10 protein-coding genes are annotated in these 16,761 nt (G+C 59.7%); 7 read left to right on the plus strand and 3 right to left on the minus strand.

The features are described from left to right. The first annotated feature begins 96 nt into the window (after window positions 1–96). The 7 genes from BN5935_RS14450 to BN5935_RS14480 all read left to right on the plus strand — a co-directional run bounded on the left by BN5935_RS14450 (window position 97) and on the right by BN5935_RS14480 (window position 12,185). Complete coding sequence (locus BN5935_RS14450) at window positions 97–3,648, plus strand: TonB-dependent receptor (RefSeq protein WP_235821126.1); 3,552 nt, start codon at window positions 97–99, stop codon at window positions 3,646–3,648. 11 nt (window positions 3,649–3,659) lie between these two features. Then, window positions 3,660–5,447: a RagB/SusD family nutrient uptake outer membrane protein gene (locus BN5935_RS14455; protein WP_064976720.1), complete on the plus strand. Its 1,788-nt coding sequence runs from the start codon at window positions 3,660–3,662 to the stop codon at window positions 5,445–5,447. A 54-nt stretch (window positions 5,448–5,501) separates the two neighbouring features. Further along, window positions 5,502–6,791 (plus strand): BACON domain-containing protein, encoded by a 1,290-nt coding sequence (locus BN5935_RS14460; protein WP_064976721.1) that lies wholly within the window; start codon window positions 5,502–5,504, stop codon window positions 6,789–6,791. A 19-nt stretch (window positions 6,792–6,810) separates the two neighbouring features. Next, window positions 6,811–8,094, plus strand: a complete 1,284-nt coding sequence (locus tag BN5935_RS14465; RefSeq protein ID WP_082944166.1) for a BACON domain-containing protein — start codon at window positions 6,811–6,813, stop codon at window positions 8,092–8,094. A 74-nt stretch (window positions 8,095–8,168) separates the two neighbouring features. Then, complete coding sequence (locus BN5935_RS14470) at window positions 8,169–9,179, plus strand: family 43 glycosylhydrolase (RefSeq protein ID WP_064976723.1); 1,011 nt, start codon at window positions 8,169–8,171, stop codon at window positions 9,177–9,179. A 23-nt stretch (window positions 9,180–9,202) separates the two neighbouring features. Further along, complete coding sequence (locus BN5935_RS14475; protein WP_064976724.1) at window positions 9,203–10,285, plus strand: metallophosphoesterase; 1,083 nt, start codon at window positions 9,203–9,205, stop codon at window positions 10,283–10,285. Window positions 10,286–10,319: 34 nt separating this feature from the next. After that, the gene (locus BN5935_RS14480; RefSeq protein WP_064976725.1) at window positions 10,320–12,185 is read left to right on the plus strand and encodes a glycoside hydrolase family 2 protein; all 1,866 of its coding nucleotides are present in this window, start codon (window positions 10,320–10,322) and stop codon (window positions 12,183–12,185) included. Window positions 12,186–12,280: 95 nt separating this feature from the next. Here BN5935_RS14480 and BN5935_RS14485 read toward each other — a convergent pair whose 3' ends face one another. Genes BN5935_RS14485 through BN5935_RS14495 form a run of 3 tightly spaced genes read right to left on the minus strand, consistent with a single transcriptional unit; the run spans window position 12,281 to window position 16,756 of the window. Beyond that, a complete protein-coding gene (locus BN5935_RS14485) occupies window positions 12,281–12,574 on the minus strand; it encodes a PG0541 family transporter-associated protein (RefSeq protein ID WP_064976726.1) in 294 nt (97 codons plus the stop codon). A gap of 15 nt (window positions 12,575–12,589) precedes the next feature. Then, complete coding sequence (locus tag BN5935_RS14490; protein ID WP_064976727.1) at window positions 12,590–15,730, minus strand: efflux RND transporter permease subunit; 3,141 nt, start codon at window positions 15,728–15,730, stop codon at window positions 12,590–12,592. 15 nt (window positions 15,731–15,745) lie between these two features. Then, window positions 15,746–16,756, minus strand: a complete 1,011-nt coding sequence (locus tag BN5935_RS14495) for an efflux RND transporter periplasmic adaptor subunit (RefSeq protein ID WP_064976987.1) — start codon at window positions 16,754–16,756, stop codon at window positions 15,746–15,748. Window positions 16,757–16,761 lie beyond the last annotated feature (5 nt).

Raw genomic sequence — 16,761 nt, forward strand, 5'->3', positions numbered from 1 at the left:
AAACGATATAAAACAGAAAGCCGGAAAGCTCGCACACTCTCCGGCCTGAAATAAGCTATCAATCTGTCTCATAATAACCTAAATCACTACAAATGTATGAAAAAAAATCCTCATTTGAAAGTTAAGCCGGGGATTCCGTTCAGATGGCTCGCGGCCACGCTCGCCGCAGTCCTGCTGCTGTTCGGGCGCGCATCCGCCCAACAGGAAGAACCCCGGATCTCGCTTTCGATGGAAAAGGCGACGGTCGAGTCCGTCCTGGAACAACTGCGCAGCCGCTACGGCTATTCGTTCATCTACCAGCCCCAAGATCTCGACATCCGAAAGCCGGTGTCGATCCATGTCACCGACAAAAGCATCGGCGAGGTGCTGGACATCGTGCTGGCCCAGCAACCCGTAATCTACGAGGTCCGGGCGAAAATCATCCACATCTCCCCCAAAAAGAAGGCAGAAGCTGCCGGCACGCCCAAAAGCGGGTCCGTCGAAGGCAAGGTGACCGACGAAACGGGCGAACCCGTCGTCGGGGCCGCCGTCGTGATCAAGGGCACGACCCGGGGCGTCAGTACGGGCAGCGAAGGAAACTTCCGGCTGGATGCCCCGAAAGGCGCCGTGCTGCACATCACGGCTCTGGGGTACGTCTCCACGGACATTCCCGTAAACGGCCGATCGTACATCGCCGTGAAGATGCTTCAGGACACCAAGATCATGGAAGAGGTGGTGGTGGTCGGATACGGCGTCCAGAAAAAGGCCAATCTCACGGGAGCCGTCTCGACGATCAACGTCTCGAAAGAGATCGCCTCCCGGCCGCTGACCAACCTTTCGACGGCCCTTGCCGGCATGAGCGCCGGACTGCAGGTCATGCAGAGTTCGGGCCAGCCCAACGGCGACGTGGCGAGTTTCAGGATCCGCGGTACGGGAACCCTCAACGCATCGTCGCCGCTGATCCTGATCGATGGCATGGAGCAGACCTTCACCGACATCAACCCCAACGACATCGCCTCCGTGTCCGTGCTGAAAGACGCAGCATCCTGCGCCATCTACGGCAACCGGGGCGCCAACGGCGTCATCCTGATCACCACCAAAACGGGAACCAAGGGAAAGATCAACGTCAACTACTCCGGTATCTTTTCATTCAACCAGCCTTCCAACCTCATCGAACTGGTCAGCAATTCGGCCAACTACATGGAACTGATGAACGAGTCGAGTAACAACGTCGGGCAGGGCGACATCTTCTCGGCCGAGACCATCGCCTTGTGGCGCAATGCGGAAAAGGACCCCAACGGCATCTCGCCCAAAGGTTATCCGAACCGGGTCGCCTACCCCAATACCGACTGGTACAAGGCGATCTTCAAGAACAAGATGATGATGGAACACACGGTCTCGGTTGTGGGTGCCACCGAAAGGACCAATTTCAACTTCTCGGGCACCTACCTCGACAACCCGGGACTGATTACCGGTTCGGGACTGAAAAAATACTACATCCGGTCGAACATATCGGTGAACATCGCCGACTGGCTGACCGTGGGCAACAGGACCTACGGTTACCAGAACGACGTGGAACGCAACTCGACTTCGGGAACGCTAACCGGACTGGGATTCAAGAAGATGGTCCCGAGTATCTATCCCTACTACGACGGCATGTACGGGGCTCCCGAACCGAAGGAGGAGGACCCGCAGTCGCACAACCCGCTGTGGGACATCGAATCCACCGGCGGTTCGTACACCTATTCACAGGTCAACACCTCGATGTTCGCCGACGTGCGTTTCCTGAAGGATTTTGTCTACCACGCCAATTTCGACTGGACCCGCTACTGGCGCGAGGACCTCTACCATACGAAGAGCGTCGGGAAATACAGCTTCAGCCAAGGGCAGATGGCCATTGCGCCGAAACCTTCCGAGGAACTCTCATCCATGTTCTACACCTTGGGTAACAAACGGTGGCGCTTCGAACAGACGCTGACATGGAACAAAACGCTGAACGACGTGCATGAGATCGGCGCGCTGGTCGGATACGAGGAGATGAAGGCCTCGACCTATACCGTGGACGCCCAGAAAACGGGGCTGATCGACGAGACGATCACCGATCTGTCGACCGCCACCGAAATGAAAGGTATCTACGGCGGCAATTCCGAATATTCGTCGCGGTCCGTATTCGGGCGCGTAACCTACGCCTACGACTCCCGCTACCTGCTGGAGATGAACCTGCGCTGGGACGGCTCATCGCGGTTCGCGCCGCAGAGCCGCTGGGGCTGGTTCCCCTCGTTCTCGGCCGGATGGCGGATTTCGCAGGAGCAGTTCATGGAGAACGTTCCGCTGGACAACCTCAAGCTGCGCGCCTCGTGGGGCAAGCTGGGAAACAACAGCATCGGCAACTACGAGTGGCAGTCCACCTATGACGCGGCGAACTACCCGCTGGGCAACTCGCTCCATTCGGGACTGGCGATGACGTCGCTGGCCAACAGTTTCCTGCAGTGGGAATCGACCGCCATCACGAACATCGGACTGGAGATCGGAGCGCTCCGGAACAGACTCGTATTCGAAGCCGACATTTATCACAAGCTAACCGACGGCATCCTCTACCGTCCTGCCATCTACGCCGCCATGGGCAACAAGACCGCCCCCTATGAGAATATCGCCGAAGTGGTCAACCGGGGCGTCGAACTGTCGGCGGGCTGGAACGACCGGAAAGGCGATTTCACCTACGGCGTCAAGGCCAACTTCGCCTACAACCACAACCGGGTGTCAAAATACAAAGGAGAACTACAGCGGGGCTGGACTACCGACAGCGAAGGCAGCCGGGTCTACCAGACCAACATCGGAGATGTTTCGACCGGAACGACCAACCGGGTCATCGAAGGGAAAATGATCAACGAATTCTACACGCTGGAGACCTACAAAGGTGACCAGTCCTACTTTCATTCCGACGGATCGGTAAACGTCAACGGCGGCCCGAAGGACGGCATGATCCGCACGCCGAAGGACATGCAGTGGCTCTCGGCGATGAAGGATGCGGGCTACTCGTTCTATCCCAACCAGTCGATCGGGGCAGCCAACATCTGGTATGGCGACTATATCTACGCCGACCTGAACGGAGACGGCGTCTACGGCAACGGTCACGACTACGATTTCCAAAACCTCTCGACACAGCCCAAATACAACTACGGCCTGCAGGCCTACGTCTCGTGGAAAGGCATCGACCTCTCGATGAACTGGGCCGGGGCCGCCGGATTCGGCATCTACTGGTACGAGGTGGGGCAGAATTCGTCGGCGACGATCTTCGGCTACGCCATTCCCAAAGCCATCGCGGACGACCACTATTTCTACGACCCCGCCAACCCGAACGATCCGAGGACCAACCTGACCTCCAAAAATCCGCGCCTGAGCCGCAACAGCGGCGCATCCCAGAACGGAGAGATCAGCACGCTTCACCTCGAACGGGGCGACTACCTGAAGCTGAAGAACCTGACCGTCGGCTACACCTTCCCGTCGGGTATCCTGCGCAAACTGCGTATGCAAAGCCTCCGGGTATTCCTCTCGTGCGAAAACCTCTGGACGATCACCGGATTCAGCGGCATGGACCCCGAAATGCAGACGGGAGTGGGCTATGTCACGATGCGGCAGTTCGCCCTCGGAGTCAACGTCACCTTTTAAAAACACGGAAAATGAAGATCAAGAAATCATACGCCATACTGTTCACGGCTTGTGCCTGCATCCTGCAGGGATGCCAGTCCGGACTGCTGGACACGATTCCCACCGACGCCGTAAGTTCCGAGAACATCTGGAAAAAGGCCAATCTGGCGGAACAGGCCGTAGTCGGGGTGTACAACTGCCTGCGCGAGGACTACGCCTCGAACGGCAACAGCGCCTCCGGGCGCCACTATCCGGCATGGGACGTCCGTTCCAGCGTCATGGATTACGATGCCAACTGGATCGGCAACCTCCCGATGCTGCGCGGCAACGCCACCCCGCGGAGCAACGACTACTTCGTCTATTGGAAACGATACTACGAACCGATCCACCGGGCCAACGACGTCATCGCCAATATTCACAAGGTTCCCGACATGAGCGACTCTAAAAAGGCCCAGTACATCGCCGAATGCAAATTCCTCCGGGCCTGGTACTACTACCGCATGAACATCCTGTGGCACGGCGTGCCCGTCTACCTCGAACCGGTGGAGGCTTCGCAGGCCAACCGGGGCCGCTCTACGGAGGAGGCCGTCTGGGAGATCGTCCTCGCAGACCTCAAGGATTGCATCGACGAACCCAACCTGCCGGACAAATACGCGTCCAGCAGCAGCGACTACGGGCGCGTGACAAAGGCCGCGGCCTATGCCCTGCGGGGAAAGACCTACCTCTGGCTGGGAAAATACGAAGAGGCGGAGGATGATTTTACGGCAATCACGAAAATGTCCTATTCGCTCTTCACCGCGGACAGCTACAAGATGCTGTTCAAGGAGGAGAACGAGCGCTGCGACGAGATGATCTTCTCGGTGCAGTTCATCGAGCAGAACGGCTACGGATCGCCGTTCAGTTGGGCGTTCGGCAGCCGCGGCGCCGCAGGTGCGGGCTGGAACAACTACCTGGCCAACCCGGGGTTCGTCGACTCCTACGAGTGTGCCGACGGCAAGCCCTTCAACTGGGACGATTTCCTGCCGGGATACAGTTCGATGACCCCCAAACAGCGCTCCGTGTTCTTCCTCCGGGACAACATGACCGACAAGGAGATCGCCACAATGACCGCTTATGGGGCCGACATGAGCAAATACCTTCCGTCGGGCAACGAGGCGCGGATACGCAAGGCCTACGCCGACCGCGACCCGCGGCTGGGCATGAATGTCATCACACCCTACTCGACCTTCCTAGGCGGCATAACGGGCTCGGCCGTCACCTACACGCTGCGCTGGCCCTACCGGGGTTCGGACAACGCGGCCCCGTATGACCTGCGCACCGACACCAACGCGAAGTTCTATTACCTGATCCGCAAATTCGTCTTCGAAGGCCGTGAACACGTCTATCAGAACTACTCGCCGATCGACCTGCCGCTGATCCGTTATGCCGACGTATTGCTGAATCTGGCGGAAGCGCTGAACGAACAGGACCGAACCTCCGAAGCAGTCGCCTATGTCAACGAAGTACGCAAACGTGCCGGGGCGCAGCCGCTCAACACCAACGCCTACACGACCGTCTCCGGCAAGGACGACATGCGGGAACGCATCCGCAACGAACGTTACTGGGAGCTGCCGTTCGAAGAACACCTCTATTTCGACGAGCTGCGGTGGAAGACCTGGCAGGAGAAGAAATTCCGTTCCGGGAACGGCCTGACCGAAATCTGGGGTACGACCACCTATACTTACAAGTGGGTGGGCGACCAGAACTGGACATGGCCCATCCCCGCCGCCGAAAGGGAAAAGAACAAAAACCTGACCCAGAACGAGAACTGGATCGATTAATCCCGGAGATTCCGCCCACGGCGGAAACCGGCCCCAATTCAAACGGACAAAGTCATGAAAATCAACCATCATAAGTTTCTGAAAATACCGGGACTGTTACTTCTCGCACTCCTCGTCCTGACGGCGTGCGGCAAGGACGATCCCTTCCTGACCATCGAATCCGAAGAGTCGGTCACCGTTCCCAACGACGGCGGCGACTTCGACATCGCCGTAAGCACCAACCTCGACTATTACGAGTTCCGGTTCGAGGAGGGCGACTGGCTGACCGGAAAGGTTACCGACAAGGGCGTCACGCTCACGGCCGAGGCCAACTCCGCAGTGACGGAGCGCAAGGCTGTCTTCAAGATCGTGTCGCCCAGCCATCCCGAGGTGAACCGGAGCATCCGGATCATCCAAGAAGGGACCTATCTGCGGATCACGCCCGAGCGTGTTCCCTACCTCAAACCGGGCGGTGAGAGCATTTCGCTGACCGTGGAAACCAACCTGAAAACGGGCGAATGGAGCGTCAGCGTCCCGGACGGGAACAACTGGCTCACGGCGTCGGCCCAAACTCCCGGCACGATCGGCCTGACAGCCGGTCCCAATGCCGACACCTACCCCCGCATGGCCTCCCTGTCGGTCGTTTCGGACCGTTTCGCGGCGCTGAACATCTCCATCCCGGTCGTTCAGTCCGGCACGGACGAAAGCATCGAATCGGTCATCTACACCGAAGATTTCAGTTGGATGAAGGACAAGAACGGCACGCCCTTCTCGGCCGATATCTGGGATGACAAAGTGCAATACGAGTTCAAGGACTGGCCCCAAGGCCACGGCTGGGAGGCTTCGAACAACGGCAGCGGAAATTACACGCGCCTCGGTTATGTGAAGATGGGGCGTGCGGCGCTCACCTCGGACCTCATCACACCGAAGATGTCATCCATCGAGGAGTCCCGGGATATCTTGGTGGTGTTCAAGTGCTTCACGTTCATGGATAAGAACGGTAAGGCCGACGACAACGCATTCTGCGTTTCGGTGGTCGGCGACGGCGAGATCACCGAAATCCGGAAGATCGGCGGCCAGATGGCGACGCCTTCCGGCAAGCAGGCGAGTGCTGGCGAACTGACCCCGGAAGGAGCCCGGTTCTACATCGGCAACTACAACAATCCCGCGTCGGCCGACATGCCCAACTGGATCGACGTTCCCGATTACGACCATTTGGCCCCGGAACTGGCCGAACGCAGTTTCGTCGTCACCGGCGCCACCCGGAACACGCAGATCCGGTTCCTCGCCGGCAATACGCTGGGAACGGTGAGTTCCCCCAACCGGATCGGCTTCGACAACGTCCTGATCGCCGTCCTGAAATAGTATTCCAAAACATCCCGACATGAAAACAAGCAAGAAAATATACGGAATGTGCCTCGCCCTGACGGCGTGCGCGGCAGTCCTTGTCTCCTGCAGCGAAGAGAACGACGCCTTTCTGAACATCGATCCGCAGCAGACCATCGCCCTGCCGGCTGCAGGCGGTTCCACGACCGTGGCATTGGAAACCAACGTCGGCGACTGGACCTTCCGGTTCGAGTACGGGGAGTGGCTCACCGCAAAGGTCGTCGACAACACGATCGTCATCGCCGCTGCCCCCAACGACAACCTGAACAGCCGCGGCGCCATGCTGGCGGTCACCTCCTCGTCCCATCCGGAGGTCAACAAGCGTATCGGCATCCGGCAGGACGCCCTCTCCCTTACGCTGGAACCCGGTCAGCTCGCGATGTTCCCGACCGAAGGCCAAACGGCGACCGTCGCCGTGAATGCGAATATCAGCAGCGACGACTGGGAAATCGCCGGCGACCCCGCCGCCGACTGGATCACGGCCGAAAAGACAGCCGGCGGAATCGCAATCACAGTAACGGCCAATCCCGAAATGCTACCCCGCTCGGGAACGGTAACGATCAGTTCCGAAAAGTTCCCCACGCTGGCGGCGGCGCTGCCCGTCAAGCAGTTCGGGACCGACAAGACCATCCGGGAGGTCATTCTCTACGAAACCTTCGACTGGCTGCTGGTTCCCGGCGCAGACAATATCTGGACCACCTCGGGCGAACAGCGCGTCGACAACTGGATCGCCAAGTACGGCGACCGCGCACAGGGATGGGGTTATACGATGGTGACCACCTCCAAGGGAAACAAGGAACCGCTGTCGTTCAGCCGCAACGGATTCGTGAAAATGGGTATCACGAACTACTCCGGGGACCTGATCACGCCGAAACTCGAAGCCATCGAAGGCGAACGGACCGTCGAAGTGATGTTCAAGGCCTGCGGTTATGTGGAGAACGGCGGAAGCACGTCGTACAGCGGCCGGAAAGACCCGATTCAGAACGGCAAGCATGTCGATGTGCCGAACGTGATGCAAATCGCCCTGATCGGCCCGGGAACGCTCAGCCACACCGAGTTCGAAATCGACAACTACCCCTACTCCTCGGGGACGTCCGACCATGCTCCCGGCTACATCTGGCAGAACGATACACAGGCGTCGCAGCGGAAATTCACGATAACGGGCGCAACGGCCGAAACCCGCGTACAGTTCATCGCCGGACCGCAACTTGGTGCCTCGGAGGAAAAGATCACCTACCGGCAGGGATTGGATGACATCCTGATCGTCATCCGGGAAGAATAAACCGATCATCAATACGGGTCCGGGAGGTCGGCCGCACTCGCTGCCGGTTCCCGGGCCCACAAAACCACCGAAAAATGAAAATCAAAAATCACTGGATACTGGTCCTGACTGCCCTGACAGCACCCTTGCTGCAACAGTGCGGTTCGGACGACGAGAACGGCAGAGACCCTGTCCCGACCGAATACAGCAACCCCGTCATCCGGGCCAATGTGCCCGACCCGACGGTGATCGAGGAAGACGGCTATTTCTACCTCTACTGCACCGAAGGAAGCCCGAAGAACATCCCGATCTACCGCTCCGCCAATCTCGTGGACTGGGACCTCGTGAGCACGGCCTTTTCCGACGCCACACGTCCCTCGTTCTTCCCCGGCGGCACGCTTTGGGCGCCGTGTATCAACCGCATCGACGGTCAGTACGTCATGTACTACGCCCTGTCGGAATGGGGCGGCTACGAAACGTGCGGTATCGGGTGCGCCGTCTCCGACCAACCTTCGGGTCCGTTCACCGACATGGGTGCCATGCTCCGGAGCAACATCATCGGGGTCCGCAACTCGATCGACCCCTGCTACATAGAGGACGAGGGCCGGAAATATATGTTCTTCGGCAGCTTCTTCGGCATCTACGGCGTCGAGCTGACCGACGACGGACTGAAAGTCAGGGAGGGCAGCCAGCCCAGACAGATTGCAGGCACGGCCTATGAAGGAACCTACATCCTCAAACGGAACGGCTATTACTACCTGTTCGCATCCATCGGACGGTGCTGCGACGGCCTGAACAGCACCTACACGGCAGTCGTGGGACGCGCCGAGTCGCTCTGGGGCCCCTACATGAACAAGGCCGGAGAGCGAATGATGGACAATGCCCACGAAATCTTCATCACCAAGAACGACACGTTCTTCGGCGTCGGCCACGATTCGGAGATCGTGCAGGACAAAGCCGGGAACGACTGGATCCTGTACCACGGCTACGAGGTGATGCAGCCCACGGGACGCCGCCTGCTGCTGGACCGGGTCGAGTGGGAGGACGGCTGGCCCCGAGTGAAGGGCGCATCGCCGTCGATCACGGCCGAACGGCCCGTATTCTGAAAACATTCATACCATCGGCACAGATGAGACATCCGAACATACTGCTGCTGCTGTTTTGCAGCGCGCTTCCGCTGTTCGCAGGGGCGCAGCACCGGGCCGACCAACAATCGCTGTCGGACGACAAGTCCTTCTCGATGATCCTGCTGGGCGATCCGCAGGGATATGTCAAATATGCCGTCAACCAGCCGATCCTCGAACTTTGCACCGCATGGATCGCCGACAACGTCGACAACCTGCACATCCGGGCCGTGCTGTGTACGGGTGATCTTGTGGAGCAGAACGAGAACGCCGTTCCCGACCGCAGGATGCTCGACCAAACGAGCCGGGAGATGTGGCAGGCCAGTTCGCGGGCGTTCGAACGCCTCGACGACCGGGTTCCGTACATCGTCTCGTGCGGCAACCACGACTACGGGTACAAGCGGTCGGAAAACGGCATCACGAACTTTCCCGACTACTTCCCGGTCGAACGCAACTCCGTCTGGCGCGGATGCTGTGTCGCCGCCTTCCCCAACCGCAACCACCGGGCATCGCTCGAAAATGCAGCGTTCGAGTTCCGCGACCCCAACTGGGGCGGGCTGCTCATCGTCACAACGGAATTCCATCCCCGCGACGAGGTGCTCGACTGGGCCGGAAAGCTGATCGCCGGCAAGGAATATGCCGGCCACCGGGTGATCTTCATGACCCATGGTTACCTGACCGCTGGTCAGGAGGCCCGCCATATCGCCGAAGACCGTTATGACATCACTCCCGGAAATGCCGGGGCCGAAATATGGCGGAAGCTGGTCAAACCTTCGGCCAACATCGATCTGGTGATCTGCGGCCATACGGCCAACGGCAACGGCGAATTCGCCGACAACGTCTCCTACCGCGCCGACCGCAACGACGCAGGCAGAAAGGTTCACCAGATGATGTTCAACGTCCAGACCCTCGGCGGAGGCTGGGAGGGCAACGGCGGCGACGGCTGGCTGCGCATCCTCGAATTCCTGCCCGACGGAAAGACCATCCGGGTTAGGACCTATTCCCCGCTGTTCGGCATCTCCCCGTCGACAAGGCATCTGGCCCACCGCACGGAGCCGTTCGACCGGTTCGACATCGTGCTGGAATAACCCCGACATACACTCAAACCAACGAAAAACATCCATGAAAAGAACAATCATCACCCTCTTCCTCCTGCTGCAGGCGGCATGCCTGTTTTCCCAGATCCCGCGTCCGGAATACCCCCGTCCGCAATTCGAACGGGCAGACTGGATCAACCTGAACGGCGAATGGACTTACACGTTCGATTTCGGCGCAAGCGGTCTGGAACGCGGATATGCCGACTCGAAGGGATTCGACGGCAAAATCATCGTACCGTTCGCCCCGGAAAGCAAGCTCTCGGGCGTCGGTCACACGGACTTCATCAACTGCATCTGGTACCAGCGGACCGTCGAGATTCCTTCCGCATGGTCCGCACGCCGGGTAATGCTCAACTTCGGAGCCGTATATTACACCTCCGAAGTGTACATCGACGGCCGTTTCGTGGGCCGCCATTTCGGGGGCAGCTCGTCGTTCTCCTACGACATCAGTGCATTCGTGAAACCGGGCGGCTGCCACAGTCTGGTCGTCCTCGCATCGAGCGACCTGCGCAGCGGCAAGCAAACTGCCGGAAAGCAATCACTGCAATACGCGTCGCACAGTTGCGACTACACCCGCACGACGGGCATCTGGCAAACGGTATGGATGGAGGCGGTGGCGCCCGAAGCCCTCGCAAGCGTTCAGGTAACGACCGACATCGACCAGCAGCAGTTGGTCGTCGTCCCGCAGTTCCTCCGGGAGAGTCCGAACTCGCTCCGGGTAACCCTTCGGGACGGCAATAAGGTCATCGGCACACAGCAGGTCCGGGCGTCGAACAACAGCGTCGTCGTCATCCCGGTCAAAAAGGCCAAACTCTGGAGTCCCGAAACCCCGTTCCTCTACGATCTGACCTACGAGGTGATCGCTCCCGACGGGAAGGTGCTCGACGCAGTAAAATCCTACGCCGGAATGCGCAAGGTCCATATCGAAGGCAACAAAGTATACCTCAACAACGAACCCTATTACCAGCGGTTGGTGCTCGATCAGGGCTACTACCCCGACGGCATCTGGACTGCACCGTCGGACGATGCCCTGCGCCGCGACATCGAACTGGGGCTGGCCGCCGGATTCAACGGCGCACGCCTGCACCAGAAGGTTTTCGAAGAGCGTTACTATTACTGGGCCGACAAGCTCGGCTACATCACCTGGGGCGAAAGCCCCAGTTGGGGAATGGACGCCAACGATGTGGAAACGGCACGCAACTTTCTCACCGAATGGGCCGAGTGTGTGGTCCGCGACCGGAACCACCCCTCGTTGCTGACTTGGACACCGATGAACGAGGAGTGGTGGCCCGACAACACGCAGTACCCGCGCTTCGCCGCCGATGTTTACGACCTGACCAAGCATCTCGACCCGACGCGTCCCGTCAACACCGCCAGCGGCGGTTCCGTCGTCAAGACCGACATCTGGGCCGTCCACAACTACGAGCAGGACCCCGCCAAACTGAAGGAGAAGATCTACAACGAGGGCACGTTCTTCCATCCCCGCCTGCGGACCACCAAGGATCAGACGCGCAACATCGGGTTCAACGATGTGAAAGCGACCGCGAACTTCGCTTGGCCGCAGTACGACGGTTCGCGCCCCTACCTGCTCGACGAATTCGGCGGCATCAAGTGGGTGAAGGATCAGGAGAAGCAGGCCAGCGACTCCCGGACCGAGTCGTGGGGTTACGGACAGGCGCCCCACACGCTCGAAGAGTTCTACACCCGGCTCGAAGGACAGGTGGATGCTCTTCTCGAGCTGTCGGGGCAGGTCTGGGGCTATTGCTACACCCAGCTCACAGACGTGGAACAGGAGCAGAACGGCATCTATTTCTACGACCGCTCGGCCAAATTCGATATGGACCGGATCAAAGCGATTTTCAGCAAACGGCCGGAAAATGCCGGACGCTAAAAAGATCACCCTCCAAAAACAAACGGGACGTACTTAAGGTACGTCCCGTTTGCATGTTGAAGCGATGTGCGGCATCTGCGCCGCAATCACCGTAATCAGAATCCGCTCTCGATGTTCCAGACAAACGCCCTCGACCCCTGCATCTTGGTCGCGGCGTCCAATGCGCGGAAAGCGTCCATCAGCGGGGCGACCTTCTCGTCGTCGACGATGGCCAGAATCGAAGCGTTCATCGAGGGCCATGCGTGGGTGCCATAGTGGGGTTCGCCGTCGACCGATCCGCGGCCCTCGGTCAGCGCCCATTTGGTGAAGCCGCGGATGCCCTGCTCTTCGAGGATGGCGTTCACCCGGTCGGTCAGCGCTTGATTGTATGACAAAAATACTGCTTTCATGGTTGTTTTTCCTTATTAATGTGTACTTGCCTGATGCTGGGCCGAGAGCTGGGCCAGTTTCTCCTTCTCCTTGCGCTGCGAACGGTTCACGAGGATCGAGTAGAGCACCGGAACGATGAACAGCGTGAGGATCGTCGAGAACGTCAGACCGCCGATCACGGCGATACCCATCGGCTGCCAAGTCTCCGAACCGGCTCCCGTGCCGATAGCCAGCGGAAGCATACCCAGAATGGTTGTGAACGAGGTCATCAGCACCGGACGCAGACGGCTCTTGCCGCCGGCGATCACCGCGTCGAAGACGCCCGAACCGCGCTCGACCAAAAGGTTCATGTAGTCCACCATCACGATACCGTTCTTCGTCACGATACCCACGAGCATGATGGCCCCGATCAGGGCGATGAGCGACAGCGGCGTGGAGGTCATCCACAGCGCGAGGAACACGCCCGTGAAGGCGAACGGAATGGTGAACATGATGATGAACGGGAACTTGAGCGACTCGAACTGCGTGGCCATTACGATATACACCAGAATGACGATCAGGATGAGCAGCGTCCCCAAGTCGCCGAAAGCGTCGCCCTGATCCTCGACCGTACCGCCGACCTCGAGGTCCACGCCGTCGGGCGTGGGATATTCAGCGATCAGCTTGTCGACCTCGGCCACCACGTCGCCCAGCGCCACGCCGGCGCCGAGGGTCGACTGCACCGAAATGACACGCTGGCGGTTCTCGCGCTCGATCATCGGCGCGGCGTACTCCTCCTCGACGGTGCCCACCTCCTTGAGCTTCACGGGGCGGCCCTGCGCGTTGTAGAGCGTGATGTTCTCCACATCCTCGATGCGGTTGCGGAACGGCTCGGCATAACGCACGATGATGTCGTACTCGTCGCCGTCCTCGCGGTATTTCGAGGCCACGAGGCCGTCGATGCGGTTGCGCACGGCCTGCGACGCCGTGGCGCTGCTGATGCCGTAATAGGACAGGCGGTCGCGGTCGAAGACGACGTTGTACTCGGGACGCAGGTCGTCGCGCGAGAGTTTCACGTCGCGCACACCCTCCAGATGACGCATCTTCTCCTTGAGGTCGTTGGCGATGGCGTTCGTCACGTCCATGTCATAGCCGAAGACTTTGACGTTGACCGTCGCCGAACCGCTCATGCTGCCCGACATGCCGCCCGGGGTCACCGTGTACTGGCGCACCTCGGGAATGTTGTCGAGGTCCTCGCGCAGCAGGTCGGAGACGACATAGATCGAGCGGTCGCGCTCCTCCACGTCGGTCAGGCGCATGTTGTAGTTGATGATGTGCGAACCGGTGGTCTGCATCGCCGCAAAGGCGTTGTCCGACGAGTTGGCGCCGGCCGAGGCCGATACGAGCACGATCTCGGGATATTTCGCATACATGATGCTGTCGATCTGCCGGGCGATGCGCGCCGTATAGTCGACGCCGATGTTCTGCTCCAGCTCGATCATGGCCGAGATACGGCTGTTGTCCGAAGGCGGGAAGAACTCGGTCGGGACGCGCGTCAGCAGCCCCAGCGACACCACGAAGATCGACATCATCGAGAAGAAGGTGATCCGGCGGTGGCGCACCACCCAGTTGAGCGAACGGGCATAGGCTGCGTCGAGCCATGCGAGGGCCCGGTCGATGGGTTTGTAGATCACGCCGAGGCCCTTGTAGTCGTGTTCGCCGCCATCGAGCTTCAGCAGGTAGGCCGACATCATCGGGGTCAGCGAAATGGCCGCCGCCGTCGAGACGCAGACCACGATGGTCACGATCCAGCCCAGCTCGCGGAACAGGATACCCGCCATGCCCGGAACCATCGTCAGCGGCAGGAACACCGCGACGACCACCAATGTCGTGGCGATAACCGACAACCACACCTCGTTGGTGGCGTAAATGGCCGCCTCCTTGGGATTCGAACCCCGCTCGATGTGGGTCGTGATATTCTCCAGCACCACGATGGCATCGTCGACCACCATACCGATGGCGATGGAGAGCGACGAGAGCGAGATGATGTTGAGCGTGGAGCCCGTAGCGAAGAGGTAGATGAACGAACAGATCAGCGACACGGGGATGGTCATACAGATAATCAGCGTCGCACGCCATCGCCCGAGGAAGATCATCACCACCAGCACCACGAAGATGAAGGCGTAGAGGATGGTCTCCGAGAGCGACCCGATGGCGTCGGTAATCTCCTGCGAGCCCTCGAAGATCAGCTCCATCTTGACGTCTTTCGGGAGGGTCTTCTGAATCTCCGGCAGACGCGACTGGATTTCGTGGACGATGTTCACGGTGTTGGCGCCCGACTGCTTCTGGAACATCACGCGCACACCGCGCTGGCCGTTGACACGCTCGTCCATCGTAGCCTTTTCGAGCGTATCGCGGATTTCGGCCACATCGGAGAGTTTCACCGTGCGGCCCCCGGCATTCGACACCACGACCTTGCGCAGCTCGTCCGAGAGTTTGAACTCGCCGTCGGCCTTGATGTTGAAGGTGTTGTTGCCGATGTCGATCGTGCCGCTGGGGATGTTGACGTTCTCCGAGGCGATGATCTGGCCCAGTTGCTCGACCGTGAGGTTGTAAGCCTCGAGCTTGGCGGGGTCGACGTTGACCTGCACCTCGCGCTCGGGAGCTCCGACCACCGACACGGCACCCACGCCGTCGACGCGGTTGAGCACGTTGACCAGCTTGTCGTCGAGAATCTTGTTCAGGGCCGGATAGCTCTCCTCGGCCGTGACGGCGATCATCATCACGGGAATCATCGAGGTCGAGAACTTGAAGATCGTCGGGTAGTCGATGTCGTCCGGCAGCATCGACTGCACGCGCGACACCACGTCGCGGATCTCGTTGGCCCCCTCGTTGAGGTCGGAGCCGTATTCGAACTCGACGGTAATCATCGAGACATTATCCTGCGACTTGGAAGTCAGCTTCTTGAGGTTGCTCACCGTGTTGAGGTTGTCCTCCAGCACACGGGTGATGTTGGTCTCGATGTCGGCGGCGTTGGCGCCCGGGTACATCGTGATGACCGAAATCTGGGGTATCTCGATCTCGGGATACTGGTCCACGGCCAGATTCATCAGCGAGAAGAGTCCCATGACCATCACGCCGACGAACAGCAGGATCGTCGAAATCGGTTTGCGGACCGCGCTTTCGTAAATTTTCATTGGAAAGGGGTTGTTTTAGTCTTTTTTAACATCCACGGCAGCTCCGTCGAAGAGTTTCGACAGCGCCGTAACGGCCACCTGCTCGCCCGGCTCGACGCCCGACAGGATGTCCACGCGGTCGCCGACCTGACGGCCCACCTTGATCGAACGGCGCTCGGCGACCGAGTCGCCCTCGATGACGTAGAGGTAGCGCTCGGCCGAGCCCACCTGCTTCTGCACGGCGACGTCGGGAACCATCACGCCCTCCTTGCTGCCCATGTCGAACGTCGTGCGGGCGTACATGCCCGGACGCAGCGTGCGCTTGGCGTTGGGAACCTTGACCTCGACCTTGAAGGTGCGGGTCGTGGGGTCCAGCGCCGGGTAGATCAGCGACACCGTGCCCGTGAACTCCTCGTCGGGGAAGATGTCGACGGTCAGTTTCACCGGCATACCCACCTTCACATTGGAGAAATACTGCTCCGAGATGTTGGCGATGACCTTCAGCGGATCGATCTGCATGATGTGCAGGATCGGCTGCTGGGCGAACAGGTCGCCCGACTCGTAGTTGCGGGCCGTCACTACGCCCGAAATCGGCGAACGCACCTCGATGTTCTTCTTCAGGTTGGCCACCACCTCGCGCTGGACGTCCAGTTGGGCCTTGGCCTGCTCGATCTGCTGGGCCGAGATACCGCCGGCTTCGTAGACGGGCAGCAGGCGGTTGTAGTCGTCCTCGACGGTCTTCAACTGCACCAACTGCTGGGTGTACTGCGTGGGGTCGAGCGTGACGATCAACTGGCCCTCGCGCACCGGATCGCCCACCTCGACATAGATTTTGTCGATGTGCACGCCCGAAGCCGCCGGAGTGATGTCGTTCTCCTTATAGGGTTCGATCTCGGAGGTGAACTCTTCGGTGAGACGCACCGTGGCCGCCGTGGCCCGGGCGGTTTTGGTCAGCACGCCCTTCTCTTCGGTGACGGCAGCGGTTTTCTTTCCGGTGCAACCGGCCAGCAAAGCGACTGCAAATCCTAAAATTACGATTCTTTTCATAGGTT

It is taken from the genome of Alistipes provencensis (genome assembly GCF_900083545.1).
GTDB lineage: Bacteria > Bacteroidota > Bacteroidia > Bacteroidales > Rikenellaceae > Alistipes > Alistipes provencensis.

Excerpts from the sequence above, each read along its gene's own strand:
- BN5935_RS14450 (WP_235821126.1), top strand. The coding sequence starts at position 97 with ATGAAAAAAAATCCTCATTTGAAAGTTAAGCCGGGGATTCCGTTCAGA.
- BN5935_RS14455 (WP_064976720.1), top strand. The coding sequence starts at position 3,660 with ATGAAGATCAAGAAATCATACGCCATACTGTTCACGGCTTGTGCCTGC.
- BN5935_RS14460 (WP_064976721.1), top strand. The coding sequence starts at position 5,502 with ATGAAAATCAACCATCATAAGTTTCTGAAAATACCGGGACTGTTACTT.
- BN5935_RS14465 (WP_082944166.1), top strand. The coding sequence starts at position 6,811 with ATGAAAACAAGCAAGAAAATATACGGAATGTGCCTCGCCCTGACGGCG.
- BN5935_RS14470 (WP_064976723.1), top strand. The coding sequence starts at position 8,169 with ATGAAAATCAAAAATCACTGGATACTGGTCCTGACTGCCCTGACAGCA.
- BN5935_RS14475 (WP_064976724.1), top strand. The coding sequence starts at position 9,203 with ATGAGACATCCGAACATACTGCTGCTGCTGTTTTGCAGCGCGCTTCCG.
- BN5935_RS14480 (WP_064976725.1), top strand. The coding sequence starts at position 10,320 with ATGAAAAGAACAATCATCACCCTCTTCCTCCTGCTGCAGGCGGCATGC.
- BN5935_RS14485 (WP_064976726.1), bottom strand. The coding sequence starts at position 12,574 with ATGAAAGCAGTATTTTTGTCATACAATCAAGCGCTGACCGACCGGGTG.
- BN5935_RS14490 (WP_064976727.1), bottom strand. The coding sequence starts at position 15,730 with ATGAAAATTTACGAAAGCGCGGTCCGCAAACCGATTTCGACGATCCTG.
- BN5935_RS14495 (WP_064976987.1), bottom strand. The coding sequence starts at position 16,756 with ATGAAAAGAATCGTAATTTTAGGATTTGCAGTCGCTTTGCTGGCCGGT.